This window comes from Streptomyces sp. H51, from assembly GCF_035656535.1.
Lineage (GTDB): Bacteria > Actinomycetota > Actinomycetes > Streptomycetales > Streptomycetaceae > Streptomyces.
This window is the reverse complement of sequence record NZ_JAYMHD010000087.1, coordinates 221,843-239,603: the sequence shown is the minus strand read 5'-3', so window position 1 is coordinate 239,603 and position 17,761 is coordinate 221,843. Positions and strand designations below refer to the sequence as shown.

Here is a 17,761-nt window from a genome sequence, read left to right as displayed (position 1 = left end):
AGCCCGCACGTAGGCTTCACGCCATGACCGATCCGGCCGCCCCCGGCCCCCTGCGCACCTGGCACCGGCTCGCCGACGCCTGCGTCCTGCTCGACGGCTTCCATGCCCTCAAGCACGCCGTGCGCTTCGGGGCGGAGGTGCCGGTGGCGGTCGCCGTCGACCGGCGGGCGGCGCTGGCGCTGGCCGACGAGCTGGCCCCCGACGTGCGGTCCACGCTGGCCGCGCTGGTGACGGAGGTGCCCGAGGTGGCGTACCGCGGCCTCGTGTCCCGGCCGCATCCGACCGGGGTCGCCGCCCTGGCGGTACGTCCGTCCCGTGAGGCCAACCTGGCGAGGCTGACCCACACGCCGCGCACCGCCCCGGTCGTCGTCCTGGACAATCCGCGCAACCTCGGCAACGCGGGCGCCGTGATCCGGCTGGCCGCCGGCTTCGGGGCGACCGGCGTCGTCACCACCGGCACGCTCGACCCCTGGCATCCCACGGTCGTGCGCGGCGGGGCCGGGCTGCACTTCGCCACCGCCGTGGAGCGGCTGACCGTCGGCGAACTGCCCGGCGGACCGGTGTTCGCACTGGACCCGGAGGGCGAGGACGTCCGGGGCGTGAAGCTCCCGGACGACGCCGTCCTCGCCTTCGGCTCGGAGCGCAGCGGCCTGTCGCAGGAACTGCGCGCCCGTGCCGATCACCTGCTCGCCCTGCCGATGCGCCCGCAGGTCTCCAGCTACAACCTCGCCACCAGCGTGGCCATGACGCTGTACCACTGGAGCGCGGGCGCCGGCCGACCGGCCTGACCCGCCGGGTCGGCTGTCCTACGTCCTCCGGTATGTCAGTCGATCAGGCTGTCCTACACCCTCCGGTATGCCAGCCGATCGGGCTGTCCCCCGCGTCCCGGCCCGGCCCGCCGCGCCGGCTTTCCTACGCCTCCCGGCGCACCTCCACCACCCGGAAGCGGTTGGCGACGAACGCCCCGTCGGTGAGGGCCGCGTTCGCCGCCGGGTTGCCGCCCGAGCCGTGGAAGTCGGAGAAGGCTGCCGTCTGGTTGACGTACACCCCGCCGGTGAGGTTGAGGGACAGCTGGGCCGCCTCCTCCAGGCACACCTCCTGGATCGCCTGCTCCGCCTCGGCGTCGGTCGTGTAGGCGCCGACCGTCATCGCGCCCTTCTCGCGGATCGTGCGCCGCAGCAGCTCCACCGCGTCGGCCGTGGAGTCGACCGCGACGGCGAAGGAGACCGGGCCGAAGCACTCGCTCATGCAGACGGCCTGGGCGTCCGGCTTGGCGCCGTCCAGGGTGACGATCACGGGCGTCCGCACGACCGCGCCCGGGAACTCCGGGTTGCTCACCTCCCGAGAGGCCAGGGCGACCTCGCCCAGGCCCGCGGCCGCCTCCAGGCGCGCCTTGACGTCGGGGTTGACGATGGCGCCGAGCAGGGCGTTCGCGCGCGCGTCGTCGCCGAGCAGGCCGTCGACCGAGCGGGCGAGGTCGGCGACCACCTCGTCGAAGGTCTTCGGGCCCTGGTCGGTGCGGATGCCGTCGCGCGGGATCAGCAGGTTCTGCGGGGTGGTGCACATCTGGCCGCTGTACAGGGAGAGCGAGAAGGCCAGGTTGGACAGCATCCCCTTGTAGTCGCCCGTGGAGTCCACGACGACCGTGTTGACGCCGGCCTTCTCCGTGTAGACCTGTGCCTGGCGGGCGTTGGCCTCCAGCCAGTCGCCGAACCCGGTGGAGCCGGTGTAGTCGATGATCTTGATCTCGGGCCGGGTGGCGAGCGTCTTGGCGATGCCCTCGCCGGGCCGTTCCGCGGCCAGCGCCACCAGATTGGGGTCGAAGCCTGTCTCGGCCAGGACCTGGCGGGCGACCTGCACGGTGAGCGCGAGCGGCAGTACCGCGCGCGGGTGCGGCTTGACCACGACCGCGTTGCCGGTGGCCAGGGAGGCGAACAGGCCCGGATAGCCGTTCCACGTGGGGAAGGTGTTGCAGCCGATGACCAGGGCGGTGCCCCGGGGCACCGGGACGAACTGCTTGGTCAGCGCGAGCGGGTCGCGCTTGCCCTGGGGCTTGGTCCACTCCGCCGTGTCCGGGGTGCGGACCTGCTCCACGTAGGCGTACGCCACCGCCTCCAGGCCGCGGTCCTGGGCGTGCGGGCCGCCCGCCTGGAAGGCCATCATGAAGGCCTGGCCGGAGGTGTGCATGACCGCGTGCGCGAACTCGTGCGTCCGGTCGCTGATCCGCTTGAGGATCTCCATGCAGACCACCGCGCGCATCTCCGCGCCGGCGTCCCGCCAGGCCCGCTGACCGGCCCGCATCGCGGGCAGCAGCACGTCGAGGTCCGCGTGCGGGTACTCGACCCCCAGCTCGATGCCGTACGGCGAGACCTCGCCGCCGACCCAGTCGTCCGTGCCGGGCTGGCCGAGGTCGAGACGGGTGCCGAGCAGCGCGTCGAAGGCGGCCTTGCCCGCCGCCATGTCCAGGCTGCCGTTCTCGCCGTAGGCCTTGGGGTGCTCGGGGTGCGGGGACCAGTACGCGCGCGTGCGGATCGCGTCCAGCGCCTGGTCGAGGGTGGGCCGGTGCTTGGCGATCAGCTCGTGGGCGGTCAGTTCGGCGGCCATGCGGGACCAACTCCTCGTCTTGTGAACTCTCCGTTGAGCTCATGACCTGGGCAGAAACATGGGCGGGACGGTGCCGCGAGAGTTAGAGTAACCGAACGATCGGTCGGGACAAGGGGGCCTGCCGCATCTGTGGAAAACCCCGTGCGGGAGGATCGCGCACATGACAGCACTCGACCTCAGCAGCCCCGTGGCCGTCGTCGGCACCGGCACCATGGGCCAGGGCATCGCCCAGGTCGCGCTGGTCGCCGGCCACCCCGTCCGGTTGTACGACGCCGTACCGGGGCGGGCCCGGGAAGCGGCCGACACGATCGGCGCCCGCCTCGACCGGCTCGTCGAGAAGGACCGGCTCACCGGCACCGACCGCGACGCGGCCCGCGCCCGGCTCAGCCCCGTCGAAAGCCTCGCCGACCTGGCCGGCTGCGCCCTCGTCGTGGAGGCCGTGCTGGAGCGGCTCGACGTCAAGCAGGAGCTGCTGCGGGAGCTGGAGGGCATCGTCGGCGAGGACTGCCTGCTCGCCACCAACACCTCCTCCCTGTCGGTGACGGCCATCGCCGGCGCGCTGCGCAACCCCGGCCGCTTCGTCGGCCTGCACTTCTTCAACCCCGCCCCGCTGCTGCCGCTGGTCGAGGTGGTCTCCGGGTTCGCCACCGACGTCACCTCGGCCACGCGCGCCTACGAGACGGCGCGCGCCTGGGGCAAGACGCCGGTGGCCTGCGCCGACACACCCGGTTTCATCGTCAACCGCATCGCCCGGCCCTTCTACGCCGAGGCCTTCGCGGTGTACGAGGACCAGGGCGCCGACCCGGCCACCATCGACGCGGTCCTGCGCGAATGTGGCGGCTTCCGGATGGGCGCCTTCGAGCTGACCGACCTCATCGGCCAGGACGTCAACGAGTCCGTCACGCACTCCGTGTGGCAGTCCTTCTTCCAGGACGTGCGCTTCGCGCCCTCCCTCGCCCAGCGGCGCCTGGTCGAGTCCGGCCGTCTCGGCCGCAAGAGCGGCCGCGGCTGGTACGACTACGCCGACGGCGCCGACCGTCCCGAGCCGCACACCGCGGAGAAGCACCAGCCGCCCGCCTACGTCGTCGCCGAGGGCACGCTGGGGCCGGCCGGGGAGCTGCTCGCGCTGATCCGGGAGGCGGGCATCCAGGTCCGCGAGGAGGACGACGACCACGGCACCCGCCTGGTGCTGCCGAGCGGCGGCCAGCTGGCGCTCGCCGACGGGCAGACCTCCGTGGAGTTCCGCGACGTCGTCTACTTCGACCTCGCCCTCGACTACCGCCGGGCCACCCGCATCGCCGTGTCCGCCGGCCAGGACACCGCCCCGCGGACCCTCTCCGAGGCGATCGGCCTGTTCCAGGCGCTCGGCAAGGACGTCAGCGTCATCGGCGACGTCCCCGGCATGATCGTCGCCCGCACGGTCGCCCGGATCGTCGACCTCGCGCACGACGCCGTCGCCAAGGGGGTGGCCACCGAGGAGGACGTCGACACCGCGATGCGCCTGGGCGTCAACTACCCGCTCGGCCCCTTCGAGTGGAGCCGCAAGCTCGGCCGGATGTGGGCCTTCTCCCTCCTGGACGACCTGCACGACCGTGACCCACGCGGCCGCTATGCGCCCTCGCTCGCGCTGTACCGGCACGCTTTCGCCACCGACAAGCGGGAGGGCGGCACCTCATGACCACCGCCAAGCGCGACACGTACACCCCCGAGACGCTGCTGTCCGTCGCCGTGCAGGTCTTCAACGAACGTGGCTACGACGGCACCTCCATGGAGCACCTGTCCCGCGCGGCGGGCATCTCCAAGTCATCGATCTACCACCACGTCACCGGCAAGGAGGAGCTGCTGCGCCGGGCCGTGCGCCGGGCGCTGGACGGCCTGTTCGCCATCCTGGACGAGCAGCACGCGTGCGAGGGGCCCGCCGCCGACCGCCTGGAGTACGTCGTACGGCGCATGGTCGAGGTGCTGATCGCCGAGCTGCCGTACGTGACGCTGCTGCTGCGCGTACGGGGCAACACCGAGACCGAGCGGTGGGCCCTGATGCGGCGCCGCGAGTTCGACCGCCGGGTCGCCGAGTTGCTGAAGGCGGCGGCCGCCGACGGGGACGTACGGGGCGACGTCGAGGTGCGGCTCGCCACCCGGCTGGTCTTCGGGATGATCAACTCGATCGTCGAGTGGTACCGGCCGGACGGCCGGGGCATGAACGAGCGGGACGTGGCCGACGCGGTCGTGCGGCTGGTCTTCGGGGGGCTGCGCCAGGCCGGCTGAGTCAGCCCTGCGGCTCGAGGTCCTCCTCCTCGAAGACCAGCAGCGTGCGCGTGCTGAGCACCTCCGGCATGGCCTGCAGCCGGGTGAGCACCAGCTCGCGCAGCGCCCTGTTGTCGGAGGTGTGCACCAGCAGCAGCACGTCGAAATCACCCCCGACCAGGGCGATGTGCGAGGCCCCCGGCAACTGCCTGAGCTGCTCGCGCACCGTGCGCCAGGAGTTCTGGACGATCTTCAGGGTGATGTACGCCGACGTGCCCTGACCGGCCCGTTCGTGGTTGACCCGGGCGCCGAAGCCGCAGATGACACCGTCCTCGAGGAGGCGGTTGATACGGGCGTAGGCATTGGCACGCGAGACGTGGACCCGTTCGGCGACCGACCGTATCGAGGCGCGGCCGTCGGCCTGGAGTATCTGCAGGATGTCCAGATCGATGGCGTCGAGAGGTCTCGCGGGCGGCGGGGCGACGCCCTCGGCGGGCCGCGCGGGCGGCAGAGCGTCGTCGGCCTCCGGAGCCTCGGCCATTTGTTCAGGTGTCATGTCCCCCCGCCTTCCCGCCATGGACGTCCTGCGTTCATTGCAGGCTGTGGAGAACCGTTTGTCCACAGCCTGGAGGGCCCTGTAGCCAAACTGTGCCGACGACCGAACAATCGGTAGGTGAGGCCCGTCACACACGTGCCGTGCCGCAAGCCGCCCACGAGGAGGTTCCGTCATGACGGTCATGGAGCAGCGGGGTGCCTACCGGCCGTCCCCGCCGCCCGCCTGGCAGCCCCGCACGGACCCCGCGCCGCTGCTGCCCGACGCGGAGCCGTACCGCGTCCTCGGCACGAAGGCAGCGGCCGAGGCCGACCCGGCCCTGCTGCGCCGCCTGTACGCCGAGCTGGTGCGCGGCCGCAGGTACAACGCGCAGGCCACCGCCCTCACCAAGCAGGGCCGCCTCGCCGTCTACCCCTCCACCACCGGCCAGGAGGCATGCGAGGTCGCCGCCGCGCTCGTCCTCCAGGACCGCGACTGGCTCTTCCCCAGCTACCGGGACACGCTCGCCGCCGTCGTCCGCGGCGTGGACCCGGTCGAGGCCCTGACCCTCCTGCGCGGCGACTGGCACACCGGCTACGACCCGCGCGAGCACCGCGTGGCCCCCCTGTGCACCCCGCTCGCCACCCAGCTCCCGCACGCCGTCGGCCTCGCGCACGCCGCCCGCCTCAAGGGCGACGACGTGGTCGCGCTGGCCATGGTCGGCGACGGCGGCACCAGCGAGGGCGACTTCCACGAGGCGCTGAACTTCGCCGCCGTCTGGCAGGCGCCGGTCGTCTTCCTGGTCCAGAACAACGGCTTCGCCATCTCCGTGCCGCTCGCCAAGCAGACCGCGGCCCCGTCGCTGGCCCACAAGGCCGTCGGCTACGGCATGCCCGGCCGCCTGGTCGACGGCAACGACGTCCTCGCCGTGCACGAGGTGCTCGACGAGGCGGTGCGCCGCGCGCGAGCGGGCGGCGGCCCCACGCTCGTCGAGGCGATCACCTACCGCGTCGACGCCCACACCAACGCCGACGACGCCACCCGCTACCGCACCGACGCCGAGGTCGACACCTGGCGCGAGCACGACCCGATCGACCTGCTGGAACACGAACTGACCGGACGCGGCCTGCTCGACGACGACGGCGTCCGGGCCGCCAAGCAGGACGCGGAGGCCATGGCGGCCGCCCTGCGCGAGCGCATGAACCAGGACCCGGTGCTCGACCCCATGGACCTGTTCGACCACGTCTACGCCGAGCCCACCCCGCAACTGCGCGAACAGCGCGCGTTGCTGCGGGCGGAACTCGAGGCGGAGCAGGAGGGAACCCACCGATGACCACCGTCGCCCTCAAGCCGGCCACCATGGCGCAGGCCCTCACGCGCGCGCTGCGCGACGCCATGGCCGCCGACCCGAGCGTGCACGTGATGGGCGAGGACGTCGGCACCCTCGGCGGCGTCTTCCGGGTCACCGACGGGCTCGCCAAGGAGTTCGGCGAGCACCGCTGCATGGACACCCCGCTCGCCGAGGCCGGCATCCTCGGCACGGCCGTCGGCATGGCCATGTACGGGCTGCGCCCGGTCGTGGAGATGCAGTTCGACGCGTTCGCCTACCCGTCGTTCGAGCAACTGGTCTCGCACGTGGCCCGCATGCGCAACCGCACCCGCGGGACGATGCCGATGCCGATCACGATCCGCATCCCCTACGGCGGCGGCATCGGCGGCGTCGAGCACCACAGCGACTCCTCCGAGGCGTACTACATGGCGACTCCGGGGCTCCATGTCGTCACGCCCGCCACCGTCGCCGACGCCTACGGCCTGCTGCGCGCCGCGATCGCCTCCGACGATCCGGTGGTCTTCCTCGAACCCAAGCGCCTGTACTGGTCGAAGGACTCCTGGAACCCCGAGGAGCCGGCGGCCGTGGAACCGATCGGCCGCGCGGTGGTGCGGCGCACCGGCCGGAGCGCCACGCTCATCACGTACGGGCCGTCGGTGCCCGTCTGCCTGGAAGCCGCCGAGGCGGCCCGGGCCGAGGGCTGGGACCTGGAAGTCGTCGACCTGCGCTCCCTGGTGCCGTTCGACGACGAGACGGTCTCCGCCTCGGTACGGCGGACCGGGCGAGCGGTCGTCGTGCACGAGGCGGGCGGGTTCGGCGGACCGGGCGGGGAGATCGCGGCCCGTGTCACGGAGCGCTGCTTCCACCACCTGGAGGCGCCGGTGCTGCGCGTGGCCGGGTTCGACACCCCCTACCCGCCGCCGATGCTGGAGCGCCACCACCTGCCCGGGGTGGACCGGATCCTGGACGCCGTGGCGCGTCTGCAGTGGGAGGCCGAGGGCTGATGGCACAGGTGCTGGAGTTCAAGCTCCCCGACCTCGGGGAGGGGCTCACCGAGGCGCAGATCGTGCGCTGGCTGGTCCAGGTCGGCGAGGTCGTCGCCATCGACCAGCCGGTCGTCGAGGTCGAGACGGCCAAGGCGATGGTCGAGGTGCCCTGCCCCTACGGCGGCGTGGTCACCGCCCGCTTCGGCGAGGAGGGCACCGAGCTTCCCGTCGGGGCGCCCCTGCTGACCGTCGCGGTGGGCGCGCCGGCCGCCGGCTCCCCCGGCGGGAGCGAGCAGCACGGCGAGGGTTCGGGCAACGTACTGGTCGGCTACGGCACCTCGCAGGCGCCCGCCCGCCGGCGCCGGGTCCGGCCGCAGGCGCCCGCGGCCTCCCCCGCGCCCGCGGCCTCCCACGCGTCCGTGGCGCCGGCGCGGCAGCCCGTGCCCGGTGCGGCGCCCGGCGGGTCCGCCGACCGGATCGCGTCCTCGGCCGGGCACGGCCCGGCAGGTACGGGCGGCCTCGGCACGGCCCCGCCCCCCGGCGCCGGCCGGCCGGCCACCGGCAACGGCGCCGACGGCTCCCCCGCCGACGGTCCGGTGCCGGTGATCTCGCCGCTCGTGCGCCGTCTCGCCCGGGAGAACGGCCTGGACCTGCGGGAGCTGACCGGGTCCGGGCCGGACGGGCTGATCCTGCGCGCGGACGTCGAGTACGCCCTGCGTGCCGCCGCCGCCGGCGCGCACAGCCCTACGCCCTCGGCTCCGGCGTCGGCCGCAGCCCCCGCCGGGACACGCATCCCCCTCAAGGGCGTCCGCGGTGCCGTCGCCGACAAACTCTCCCGCAGCCGGCGCGAGATTCCGGACGCCACCTGCTGGGTGGACGCCGACGCGACGGAGTTGATGCGCGCGCGCAGCGCGATGAACGCCACCGGCGGGCCGAAGATCTCCCTGATCGCCCTGCTGGCCCGCATCTGCACCGCCGCCCTCGCCCGGTATCCCGAGCTCAACTCCACCGTGGACATGGAAGCCAGGGAGGTCGTCCGGCTCGACCAGGTGCACCTGGGCTTCGCCGCGCAGACCGAGCGGGGTCTGGTCGTACCGGTGGTGCGCGGCGCGCACGAGCGGGACGCCGAGTCGCTGAGCGCGGAGTTCGCGCGGCTCACCGAGGCGGCCCGGGCCGGCACCCTCACGCCCGCCGAACTCACCGGCGGCACCTTCACACTGAACAACTACGGAGTGTTCGGCGTCGACGGCTCGACCCCGATCGTCAACCATCCCGAGGCCGCCATGTTGGGCGTCGGCCGCATCGTCCCCAAGCCGTGGGTGCACGAGGGCGAGCTGGCGGTGCGCCAGGTCGTCCAGCTCTCGCTCACCTTCGACCACCGCGTCTGCGACGGCGGCACCGCGGGCGGTTTCCTGCGGTACGTGGCCGACTGCGTCGAACATCCGGCGGTACTGCTGCGCACCCTGTGACGGCGGGACCCCCCGCGCGTTCCCCGTGATCGCCGGGGCCCGCATACTCGGGGGGTGACGTCTAACGAGCCGCGGGACGCCGCGGCCCCTGCCGGGCAGGAACCTGCCCGGCAAGAACCTGCCGGGCAGGACCCCGCCCGGCAGGACGCCGCCGGGTACGACGCCGTCGTGCTCGCGGGCGGGGCCGCCCGGCGGCTCGGCGGCGCGGACAAGCCCGGCCTGCCCGTCGGCGGGCGCGCGCTGCTCGACCGCGTGCTCGCCGCCTGCGCCACGGCACACACGACCGTGGTCGTCGCCGACGCCCGCCCCACCGCCCGGCCCGTGCTGTGGACGCGCGAGGACCCGCCCGGCGCGGGCCCGCTCGCCGCACTCGGTGCCGGGCTGCGCCACATCACGGCCGAGGACGTCGTCGTCCTCTCCGCCGACCTGCCCTTCCTGCGGGCGGCGACGGTGGAACGCCTGCTGGCCGCCCTGCGCGCGGACCACGCCGACGGCGTGCTGCTCACCGACGCGGACGGCCGCGACCAGCCCCTCGTGGCCGCGTACCGCAGGAAGGCGCTGGACCGCGAGCTGGCCGCACTCACCCGGGCGCACGGCGGCCTCAGCGGGCTGCCGCTGCGCCGGCTGACCGCCGCCCTCGACCTCACCCGCATCACCGACCCCGTCGCGTCGTTCGACTGCGACACCTGGGAAGACATCGCCACCGCCCGGGCACGCATCAGGGAGCATGAGCACGTGTTGGACGAATGGATCTCCGCAGTCAAGACCGAGCTCGGCATCGACCTCGACGTCGACACCGGCGTCCTGCTCGACCTCGCCCGGGACGCCGCCCACGGCGTCGCCAGGCCGGCGGCGCCGCTGACCACCTTCCTCGTCGGTTACGCGGCCGCACGGGGCGTCTACGAGCGGGGAGCCGAAGGGGCTTCCGAGGAGGGCGACGGCGGGCGACGGGTGAGCGGACCCGACGCGGTCGCGGAGGCCGCCCGGAAGGCCGCCGCCCTCGCCCTGCGCTGGGCCGAGGAGGACGCCGCCGCCGGCGAACCGGACGTGGCCCCCGACGCCACACCCGACACCCGCCCGGACGCCGAATGACCGCCCGGTCCGCAGGGTCCGCCCGGTCCGCGAAGCCCTCCCGGTCCGCCGAATCCGCCGAATCCTCCCGGTCCGCCGAATCCGCCGAATCCGCCCGGTCCGCAGAGTCCCCGCGTTCCCAGCGGACCGGTGAGGAAGCCGACGACCTGGGCGTCGAGGAGGTGCTCGCGCTCGTGAGGAATCCCGAAGGCGGCACCCCCGGCACCTCCGGCACCCCCGGCCACCGGGTGACCCCGCCCGCCGCCCAGGGCGGCCGTCACGGCGCCCCCGCCGCGGCCGACGCCCGGCACCGGGCCACCCCCTGGCCGCAGGCCCGCGCGACCGCCGCCCACGCCGGTTCCCGGGCGGCCCGCCGCGCCCTCGTCTCCGCCCCGCTCGACGCCGCCCTGGGCCTCACCCTGGCCGCCCCCCTCGACGCCCTCACCGACCTGCCGTCCTTCGACACCTCGGCGATGGACGGCTGGGCGGTCGCCGGACCCGGCCCCTGGGACGTGCGGGACGAGGGGGTGCTCGCCGGGCACGCGCGGCCGGAGCCCCTCACCGACGGCGAGGCCGTCCGCATCGCCACCGGCGCCCGCATCCCCCTGGAGACCACCGCCGTCCTGCGCAGCGAGCACGGCCGCGGCGACGACAAGGGCCGCCTGCACGCCACCCGCGAGGTCCAGCACGGCCAGGACATCCGCCCCCGCGGTCAGGAGTGCCGCAGCGGCGACCGGCTGCTGCCCGCCGGCGCCCTCGTGACCCCGGCCGTGCTCGGCCTCGCCGCGGCCGCCGGGTACGACACCCTCACCGTGGTCCCCCGCCCCCGCGCCGAGGTCCTGGTCCTCGGCGACGAACTGCTCACCGAGGGACGGCCGCACGACGGTCTCATCCGGGACGCCCTCGGCCCCATGCTCCCGCCCTGGCTGCGGGCGCTCGGCGCCGAGGTCACCGCCGTCCGCCGCCTCGGCGACGACGCGAAGGCCCTGCACCGGGCGATCACGGCGTCCGACGCCGACCTGATCGTCACCACCGGCGGCACCGCCTCCGGCCCGGTCGACCACGTCCACCCCACCCTGCACCGCATCGGGGCCGAACTCCTGGTGGACGGCGTCAAGGTCCGCCCCGGCCACCCCATGCTGCTGGCCCGCATCGCGGACGGCCGGCACCTCGTGGGCCTGCCCGGCAACCCCCTGGCAGCCGTCTCCGGCCTGCTCACGCTCGCCGAGCCCCTGCTGCGCGCCCTGGCCGCACGCCCCGCCCCGGAGCCGTACACGCTGCCGCTGCGGGAGGCGGCGCAGGGACACCCGTACGACACCCGGCTGGTCCCCGTCGCGCTGCGCGGCGATCGTGCCGTGCCGCTGCACTACAACGGACCGGCCATGCTGCGCGGCGTCGCGGCGGCCGACGCCCTCGCCGTCGTCCCTCCCGGCGGGGCCCGTGCCGGTCAGGAGCTGGAACTGCTGGATCTGCCGTGGGCGTCCGCGGGAATCGGGGTGTGTTTCACGTGAAACTTCCGGGCCATGACGCGATCGCCCGCCAGGCGGACGAACATCTCGTGACCCGTCGGGTGAATCTGCCGAGACGAGTGGTGGAGCGCCCGCTGCGGCAGGTCACCAAGCGGCTGCTGATGGCGCTCCTGGTGCTGATCGTGACCGCGCTGATCGTCTACGCCGACCACGACGGCTACCACGACAACGCCGACGACTCCGTCGGCCTGCTCGACTCCTTCTACTACGCCACCGTCACCCTCTCCACCACCGGATACGGCGACATCACCCCGGTCGGTGACGGCGCCCGGCTCATCAACATCTTCGTCGTCACGCCGCTGCGTGTGCTGTTCCTGATCATCCTGGTCGGCACCACGCTGGAGGTCCTCACCGAACGAACCCGTGAGGAATGGCGTCTGAACCGCTGGAGGTCCACCTTGCGCGACCACACCGTCGTCGTCGGCTTCGGCACCAAGGGCCGTTCGGCGATCCAGACCGTCTGCGCGACGGGCCTGAAGAAGGAACAGGTCGTCGTGGTCGATCCCAGCAACAAGGTGATCGACGCCGCGACGGCCGAGGGCTACGCGGGTGTGACCGGGGACGGGACGCGCAGCGAGGTGCTGAAGCGCGCCGAGGTGCACCGGGCGCGGCAGGTCATAGTCGCCACCCAGCGCGACGACACGGCCGTGCTCGTGACGCTGACGGCGCGGCAGCTCAACCGCGGAGCGAAGATCGTCGCCGCGGTGCGCGAGGAGGAGAACGCGCCGCTGCTGAAGCAGTCCGGCGCCGACGCGGTCATCACCAGCGCCAGCGCGGCCGGCCGGCTGCTCGGCCTGTCCGTGCTCAGCCCCGCGGCCGGCATGGTGATGGAGGACCTGATCCACCAGGGCAGCGGGCTCGACATCGTCGAACGACCGGTCACCAAGGCGGAGGTGGGCAGGGGCCCGCGCGAGCTGGACGACCTGGTGGTGAGCGTCGTCCGCGGACACCGCGTCCTCGGCTACGACGACTCCGCCGTCGGAGGACTGGAGCTGACGGACCGGCTGATCACCATCGTGCGGGCCACGCCGGGTACGCACGTCACGCCGGACGTCCGCCGGCTGCCGCCGCAGTGATCACCGGCGGTCGTACGGCCGCGTCGTGACCGGGGTGAGGGAGTAGCGTCCTGCTCATGCATGCGATCACGATTCCCGAACCTGGTGGGCCCGAGGCGCTGGTGTGGGACGAGGTCCCCGATCCGGTGCCCGGCGAGGGAGAGGTGCTGGTCGAGGTGGTGGCCGGCGCCGTCAACCGGGCCGACATTCTGCAGCGGCAGGGCTTCTACGACCCGCCGCCCGGTGCCTCCCCCTACCCCGGCCTGGAGTGCTCCGGACGGATCGCCGCCGTGGGGCCCGGCGTGTCCGGCTGGGCCGAGGGCGACGAGGTGTGCGCGCTGCTCTCGGGCGGCGGCTACGCGGAGAAGGTCGTCGTGCCGGCCGGTCAGTTGCTGCCGGTGCCGGAGGGCCTGGACCTGAAGCAGGCCGCGGCGCTGCCCGAGGTGGTCTGCACGGTCTGGTCCAACGTGTTCATGGTCGCCCACCTGCGGCCGGGCGAGACGCTGCTCGTGCACGGCGGCTCCAGCGGCATCGGCACGATGGCGATCCAGCTCGCCAAGGCCGTCGGCGCCAAGGTCGCCGTCACGGCGGGCACCCCGGAGAAGCTGGAGCGCTGCGCCCGGCTCGGCGCGGACATCCTGATCAACTACCGGGAGCAGGACTTCGTCGCCGAGGTGAAGAAGGCCACCGACGGCGCGGGCGCCGACGTCATCCTCGACAACATGGGCGCCAAGTACCTGCAGCGCAACGTGCAGGCCCTCGCCGTCAACGGCCGGCTCGCGATCATCGGCATGCAGGGCGGCGTCAAGGGCGAGCTGAACATCGGCACGCTGCTGAACAAGCGGGCCGCGATCAGCGCCACCTCGCTGCGCGCCCGTCCGCTCGGCGAGAAGGCGGCCATCGTCGCGGCCGTGCGCGAGCACGTCTGGCCGTTGATCGCCGGCGGTCACGTCCGCCCGGTCGTCGACCGCGAGGTCCCGATGAACGACGCGGCCGCCGCCCACCGGGTGGTGGAGGCGAGCGGGCACGTGGGCAAGGTCCTGCTGGTCGTGCCGTAGCCGCCCCGACGCCGGGCCCGCGCCGGGCCCGCGCCGGGCCGGCGCCGGGCCGGCCCGGATCCCCGGACGGCCCGGAGCAGGCCACGACCCGCCCACGACCCGCCCCGGACCGGCCCCGGGTCAGCCGCGCCGCAGCCGCAAGCCGAGGAAGGCGAGGCCCAGGCCGAGCCCGATCAGGACCAGCCCGCTGCCCAGGGGCAGGATCCGCAGCACGGGCTCGGTGGGGGCCTCGGCGTGCGAGGCGGCCTGCTGTGTGGACCGCGACGTGGGCGAGGAGTCGCCCGGGGTGGCGTCCTGGGGCGGCGCGGAGGCGTCCGGCTCGTCTGCGGTGTCCTGCTGGTCGGGGTACGCCTTCCGGGGGTAATCCCCCTGCCGGTCGGCGTCCTGGTCCTCCTGGTTCTCCTCGCTCTCCTCGTCCTGCTCGTCCCACCACCGGCGCCCGGGCCGCTCGCGCCCCTCACCCGCCCGGCTCCCGGCTCGCGACGGCTCGGGCCGGGCGGACGCGGAGGCGCGGGCGGCAGGCGTGCGCCGGTGACCGTGCGACGAGGCGCTGTCGTACGTCGGCGACGTCTCCTCGGACGACTCACCCACCGCCGTGGACGCTGCCTCGCCACGGTCGGTCCGGTGGTCGTCCCGCTCCCACCGCCCCGGCCCCGCAGCGGCGGAGGCACCGACCGGAGCACCGGCCGAGGCACCGGCCGAGGCACCCACGGCAGGCGCCCGCCCGTCGTCGCCCGGCGAGACGCTGCCGTACGACGAGACACGGCCGCCCGGCGGAACGCTGCCGTACGACGAGACGCCCTCGCCCGGCAGCGCGCCCCCGCACAGGAGGAGCACGCCGGCGCCCGCCAGTCCCGTCGTCCGCACCACACGTAGCCATGGAGTCACGCCACCACCCTCACCCTGCTGCCCGATCCCGGCATTTCTGCTTCCGCCAAAGTGCTGATGGCGCTGCACAATCCGGTTACGCCGACACGTCACGGACTGCCCGCGCTCCTGGAACGCGGCCCCCGCCACTCGGCATCGGGCAGGTGTGCACCGCGTCGGCCCGGCTGGAGCGGGACGGGGCGGTCGTACAGGAGGGCGTGGACGAGGCGGGGCACGTGCTGTACGCGCTGACCGAGGCGGGGCGCGCCGAACTGCGGGCCTGGTTCGCGCGGCCGGTGGAGCGGGCGAGCCCGCCGCGCGACGAACTGGGCGTCAAGCCGGCCCTGGCGGTCGGTGCGCCCTGTGCCGACGTCCGGGAGGTCGTCGAGGCGCAGCGCCGGCACGTCACCCAGGCGCTGCACGAGCACGTGCGGCAGCGGGCCGGCGGGCCGGCGGGCCGAGGTGCTGTCCGGGGCGCCGGGCGGACCGGACCGGACCGGATCGCCCGGCTGCTCGTGCCGGAGCAGCGCATCTGCGACGCGGAGGCCGAGGTCCGCCGGCTCGACCACTGCGAGGCCCGGGTGCTGCGGCTGACCAGAGCGGCGGAGGCGGGAGAGAGACGGCGGAGGCGGGAGAGTGACGCAGAACTTCCGCGGCGCGAAACGGCGATCGGCCCACGGTGGGGGCGGCACGGTGATGAGATGCAGGGGTGCGAGACAATGGCGGCATGGAGATGCCGAGGAACGAAAGGTCGCCCGAGAATCCCCAGATCCTGGTCGTGGGCCAGGACGGCATGGCGATCGGCGGCGGAGGAGACGAGGACTCCCGCGAGACTCCGGTGACGGAGCAGGTCGAGCAGCCGGCCAAGGTGATGCGGATCGGCAGCATGATCAAGCAGTTGCTGGAGGAGGTGCGCGCGGCACCGCTGGACGAGGCGAGCCGGGTCCGGCTGAAGGAGATCCACGCCAGCTCGGTGAAGGAGCTGGAGGACGGGCTGGCGCCGGAACTCGTGGAGGAACTGGAGCGGCTCTCCCTGCCGTTCACGGACGAGAAGACCCCCAGCGACGCGGAACTGCGGATCGCGCAGGCCCAGTTGGTCGGCTGGCTGGAGGGCCTCTTCCACGGCATCCAGACCACCCTGTTCGCGCAGCAGATGGCGGCGCGGGCCCAGCTGGAGCAGATGCGGCGGGCGCTGCCGCCGGGCGTGGCCCACGAGATGGGCGGCGACGACCCGCGAGCCGGTGGCCGTTCGGGAGGACCGTACCTGTAGATCTCGGCCGACAGACGACACAAGGGCCCGGCGGCCGCGCGGGATGCAGCATCCCGCGCGGCCGCCGGGCCCTTCGCACGTCCGCCCGGACGGACGGGACGCGGGAGACGGCTCAGGACGGCGGGTTGCCCGTGGAGACGTCGAGCTGGATCTGCGGCATGTCCGTGGGGTCGACGTCCGTGCCGGCGGCGGGGAACTGCTTCATGACCGCCCCCTCGCCGTAGGTGTTCTCGTCCACGTTGTTGACCTTGAGCTCCCAGCCGGCGGCCTGCAGGCACTCCTTGACCGACTTGATGTACTTGAACCGGAAGTCGGGCAGCTCGATCTTGTCCGGGTCGTTGTACGACTCCTGCGGTTCGGTGCACTCGGTGGAGTCGATCGTCTTCGAGGTGTCCGGTCCGGTGTAGCCCGCCGCCCTCGCCACCGTCGGGCTCGCGCTGCTGCCGCCGTCCTTGCCCTTGCTGTCGCTGCCGCCGCCCTGGGTGGCCAGGGCGATGAGCAGGCCGCCGACGGCCACCAGGGAGACGACGACCGAGCCGATGACCACCGGCTTGTTGCTCCTGCCGCCGCCCGCGGGGGCGGGCGTGTGGTGCTGCGGCGCCGGCTGGTACTGGGGCTGGGTCTGCGGCGCGTACCCGGACGGCGCCGGCGTCTGGTAGCCGCCCTGCTGCGGGTAGCCGTAGGCCGGCGACGGGGTGGGCGTGCTGTACGGGTTCGGCGTCGGCTGGTACGGCGTCTGCACGGGCCCGGTCGGCGCCGGGGTCGACCGGTCGACCGGCGGGAACACCGCGGAGCCGACGCCGGCGCCGCTCGCGGTGGGCGCGCCGGGGACGATGCTCGGCGGGGCGCCCTGGACGGAGGAGGCCACCCGCAGGCACTCGTCGCGCATCGACTCGGCGCTCGGGAAGCGCTCGTTCGGGTTCTTCTTCAGCGCGCGGGCGACCAGCGCGTCCACCGCGGGCGGCAGCGAGCGGTTGACGGACGAAGGAGCCACCGGCTCCTCCTGCACGTGCGCGTACGCGATGGCCAGCGGCGAGTCGGCGTCGAACGGCAGCCGCCCGGTGACCAGCTGGAACAGCATGATGCCGACCGAGTACAGGTCGGAGCGGGCGTCCACGCCACGGCCGAGGGCCTGTTCGGGCGAGAGGTACTGCGGGGTGCCGACGACCATGCCGGTCTGCGTCATCGAGGTGACGCCGGACTGCATGGCGCGGGCGATGCCGAAGTCCATCACCTTCACGACGCCGCGCTTGGTCATCATCACGTTGCCCGGCTTGATGTCCCGGTGGACCAGCCCCATCTCGTGGCTGATCTCCAGCGCCGCGAGCACGTCCGCGGTGATCTTCAGCGCCTTGTCCGCGGGCATCGCGCCGAGCTGCCGTACGTCCTCGTCGAGGACCGAGCCCAGCGGGCGGCCCTCGATGTACTCCATGACGATGTACGGCGTCGTCATACCGTCGAGCTCGTCCTCGCCGGTGTCGAAGACGGAGACGATGTTGGTGTGCGTGAGCTTCGCCACGGCCTGGGCCTCGCGGCGGAAACGCTCGCGGAAGGCCTGTTCCCGGCCCAGTTCGGTGTGCAGGGTCTTGATCGCGACCTGCCGGTCCAGCACGGCGTCGTACGCCAGGTGCACCGAGGCCATGCCGCCCTCGCCGAGCAAGTCACGCAGCTGATACCGGCCACCGGCGAGCGCCCGCCCCGTATACCGCCCGTGTGCGCCGTCCTGCTGGCTCATGTCTCCGTGTC

Annotated in this window: 16 protein-coding genes; 11 read left to right on the top strand and 5 right to left on the bottom strand. The window is 73.8% G+C overall.

The window, feature by feature from the left end:
• Positions 1–23: 23 nt before the first annotated feature.
• A complete protein-coding gene (locus VKA29_RS34715) occupies positions 24–788 on the top strand; it encodes a TrmH family RNA methyltransferase (protein WP_324790031.1) in 765 nt (254 codons plus the stop codon).
• Positions 789–912: 124 nt separating this feature from the next.
• On the opposite strand, the gene paaN is transcribed toward VKA29_RS34715, so the two are convergent.
• Positions 913–2,604: a phenylacetic acid degradation protein PaaN gene (paaN, locus tag VKA29_RS34710; RefSeq protein WP_324790030.1), complete on the bottom strand. Its 1,692-nt coding sequence runs from the start codon at positions 2,602–2,604 to the stop codon at positions 913–915.
• A 160-nt stretch (positions 2,605–2,764) separates the two neighbouring features.
• On the opposite strand from paaN, the gene VKA29_RS34705 reads away from it, so the two are divergent.
• Positions 2,765–4,282: a 3-hydroxyacyl-CoA dehydrogenase gene (locus VKA29_RS34705; RefSeq protein WP_324790029.1), complete on the top strand. Its 1,518-nt coding sequence runs from the start codon at positions 2,765–2,767 to the stop codon at positions 4,280–4,282.
• Positions 4,279–4,869 carry a TetR/AcrR family transcriptional regulator gene (locus VKA29_RS34700; protein ID WP_324790028.1) on the top strand — a complete coding sequence of 197 codons (591 nt, stop codon included), beginning with the start codon at positions 4,279–4,281 and terminating at the stop codon, positions 4,867–4,869. The genes VKA29_RS34705 and VKA29_RS34700 overlap by 4 nt, the downstream gene beginning before the upstream one ends.
• A 1-nt stretch (position 4,870) precedes the next feature.
• On the opposite strand, the gene VKA29_RS34695 is transcribed toward VKA29_RS34700, so the two are convergent.
• Positions 4,871–5,389: an Lrp/AsnC family transcriptional regulator gene (locus VKA29_RS34695; protein ID WP_324790233.1), complete on the bottom strand. Its 519-nt coding sequence runs from the start codon at positions 5,387–5,389 to the stop codon at positions 4,871–4,873.
• 187 nt (positions 5,390–5,576) lie between these two features.
• Here VKA29_RS34695 and pdhA point away from each other — a divergent pair, with 187 nt between their 5' ends.
• The 7 genes from pdhA to VKA29_RS34660 all read left to right on the top strand — a co-directional run bounded on the left by pdhA (position 5,577) and on the right by VKA29_RS34660 (position 13,878).
• Positions 5,577–6,713, top strand: a complete 1,137-nt coding sequence (gene pdhA, locus VKA29_RS34690; RefSeq protein ID WP_324790027.1) for a pyruvate dehydrogenase (acetyl-transferring) E1 component subunit alpha — start codon at positions 5,577–5,579, stop codon at positions 6,711–6,713.
• Positions 6,710–7,714: an alpha-ketoacid dehydrogenase subunit beta gene (locus VKA29_RS34685; protein WP_324790026.1), complete on the top strand. Its 1,005-nt coding sequence runs from the start codon at positions 6,710–6,712 to the stop codon at positions 7,712–7,714. The genes pdhA and VKA29_RS34685 overlap by 4 nt, the downstream gene beginning before the upstream one ends.
• Entirely contained in the window at positions 7,714–9,165 is a 1,452-nt protein-coding gene (locus tag VKA29_RS34680; protein ID WP_324790025.1) for a dihydrolipoamide acetyltransferase family protein, read from the top strand. The genes VKA29_RS34685 and VKA29_RS34680 overlap by 1 nt, the downstream gene beginning before the upstream one ends.
• Positions 9,166–9,219: 54 nt before the next feature.
• Complete coding sequence (locus VKA29_RS34675; RefSeq protein ID WP_420718632.1) at positions 9,220–10,257, top strand: NTP transferase domain-containing protein; 1,038 nt, start codon at positions 9,220–9,222, stop codon at positions 10,255–10,257.
• Positions 10,258–10,430: 173 nt separating this feature from the next.
• Positions 10,431–11,747, top strand: coding sequence for a molybdopterin molybdotransferase MoeA (locus VKA29_RS34670; RefSeq protein WP_324790024.1), 1,317 nt, complete (start codon positions 10,431–10,433; stop codon positions 11,745–11,747).
• On the top strand, positions 11,744–12,841 hold the full coding sequence (locus VKA29_RS34665) for a potassium channel family protein (RefSeq protein ID WP_324790023.1): 1,098 nt from the start codon (positions 11,744–11,746) through the stop codon (positions 12,839–12,841). The genes VKA29_RS34670 and VKA29_RS34665 overlap by 4 nt, the downstream gene beginning before the upstream one ends.
• Before the next feature lie 56 nt (positions 12,842–12,897).
• The gene (locus VKA29_RS34660) at positions 12,898–13,878 is read left to right on the top strand and encodes an NAD(P)H-quinone oxidoreductase (protein ID WP_324790022.1); all 981 of its coding nucleotides are present in this window, start codon (positions 12,898–12,900) and stop codon (positions 13,876–13,878) included.
• Positions 13,879–13,998: 120 nt separating this feature from the next.
• Here the strand turns inward: VKA29_RS34660 and VKA29_RS34655 are convergent, their stop codons facing one another.
• Both VKA29_RS34655 and VKA29_RS34650 read right to left on the bottom strand, forming a co-directional pair.
• A complete protein-coding gene (locus VKA29_RS34655; RefSeq protein WP_324790021.1) occupies positions 13,999–14,766 on the bottom strand; it encodes a hypothetical protein in 768 nt (255 codons plus the stop codon).
• A gap of 89 nt (positions 14,767–14,855) precedes the next feature.
• Positions 14,856–15,314: a hypothetical protein gene (locus tag VKA29_RS34650; RefSeq protein ID WP_324790020.1), complete on the bottom strand. Its 459-nt coding sequence runs from the start codon at positions 15,312–15,314 to the stop codon at positions 14,856–14,858.
• A 158-nt stretch (positions 15,315–15,472) separates the two neighbouring features.
• Here VKA29_RS34650 and VKA29_RS34645 point away from each other — a divergent pair, with 158 nt between their 5' ends.
• Entirely contained in the window at positions 15,473–16,015 is a 543-nt protein-coding gene (locus tag VKA29_RS34645) for a bacterial proteasome activator family protein (RefSeq protein ID WP_324790019.1), read from the top strand.
• 112 nt (positions 16,016–16,127) lie between these two features.
• On the opposite strand, the gene VKA29_RS34640 is transcribed toward VKA29_RS34645, so the two are convergent.
• Positions 16,128–17,750: a protein kinase domain-containing protein gene (locus VKA29_RS34640; RefSeq protein WP_324790018.1), complete on the bottom strand. Its 1,623-nt coding sequence runs from the start codon at positions 17,748–17,750 to the stop codon at positions 16,128–16,130.
• Positions 17,751–17,761 lie beyond the last annotated feature (11 nt).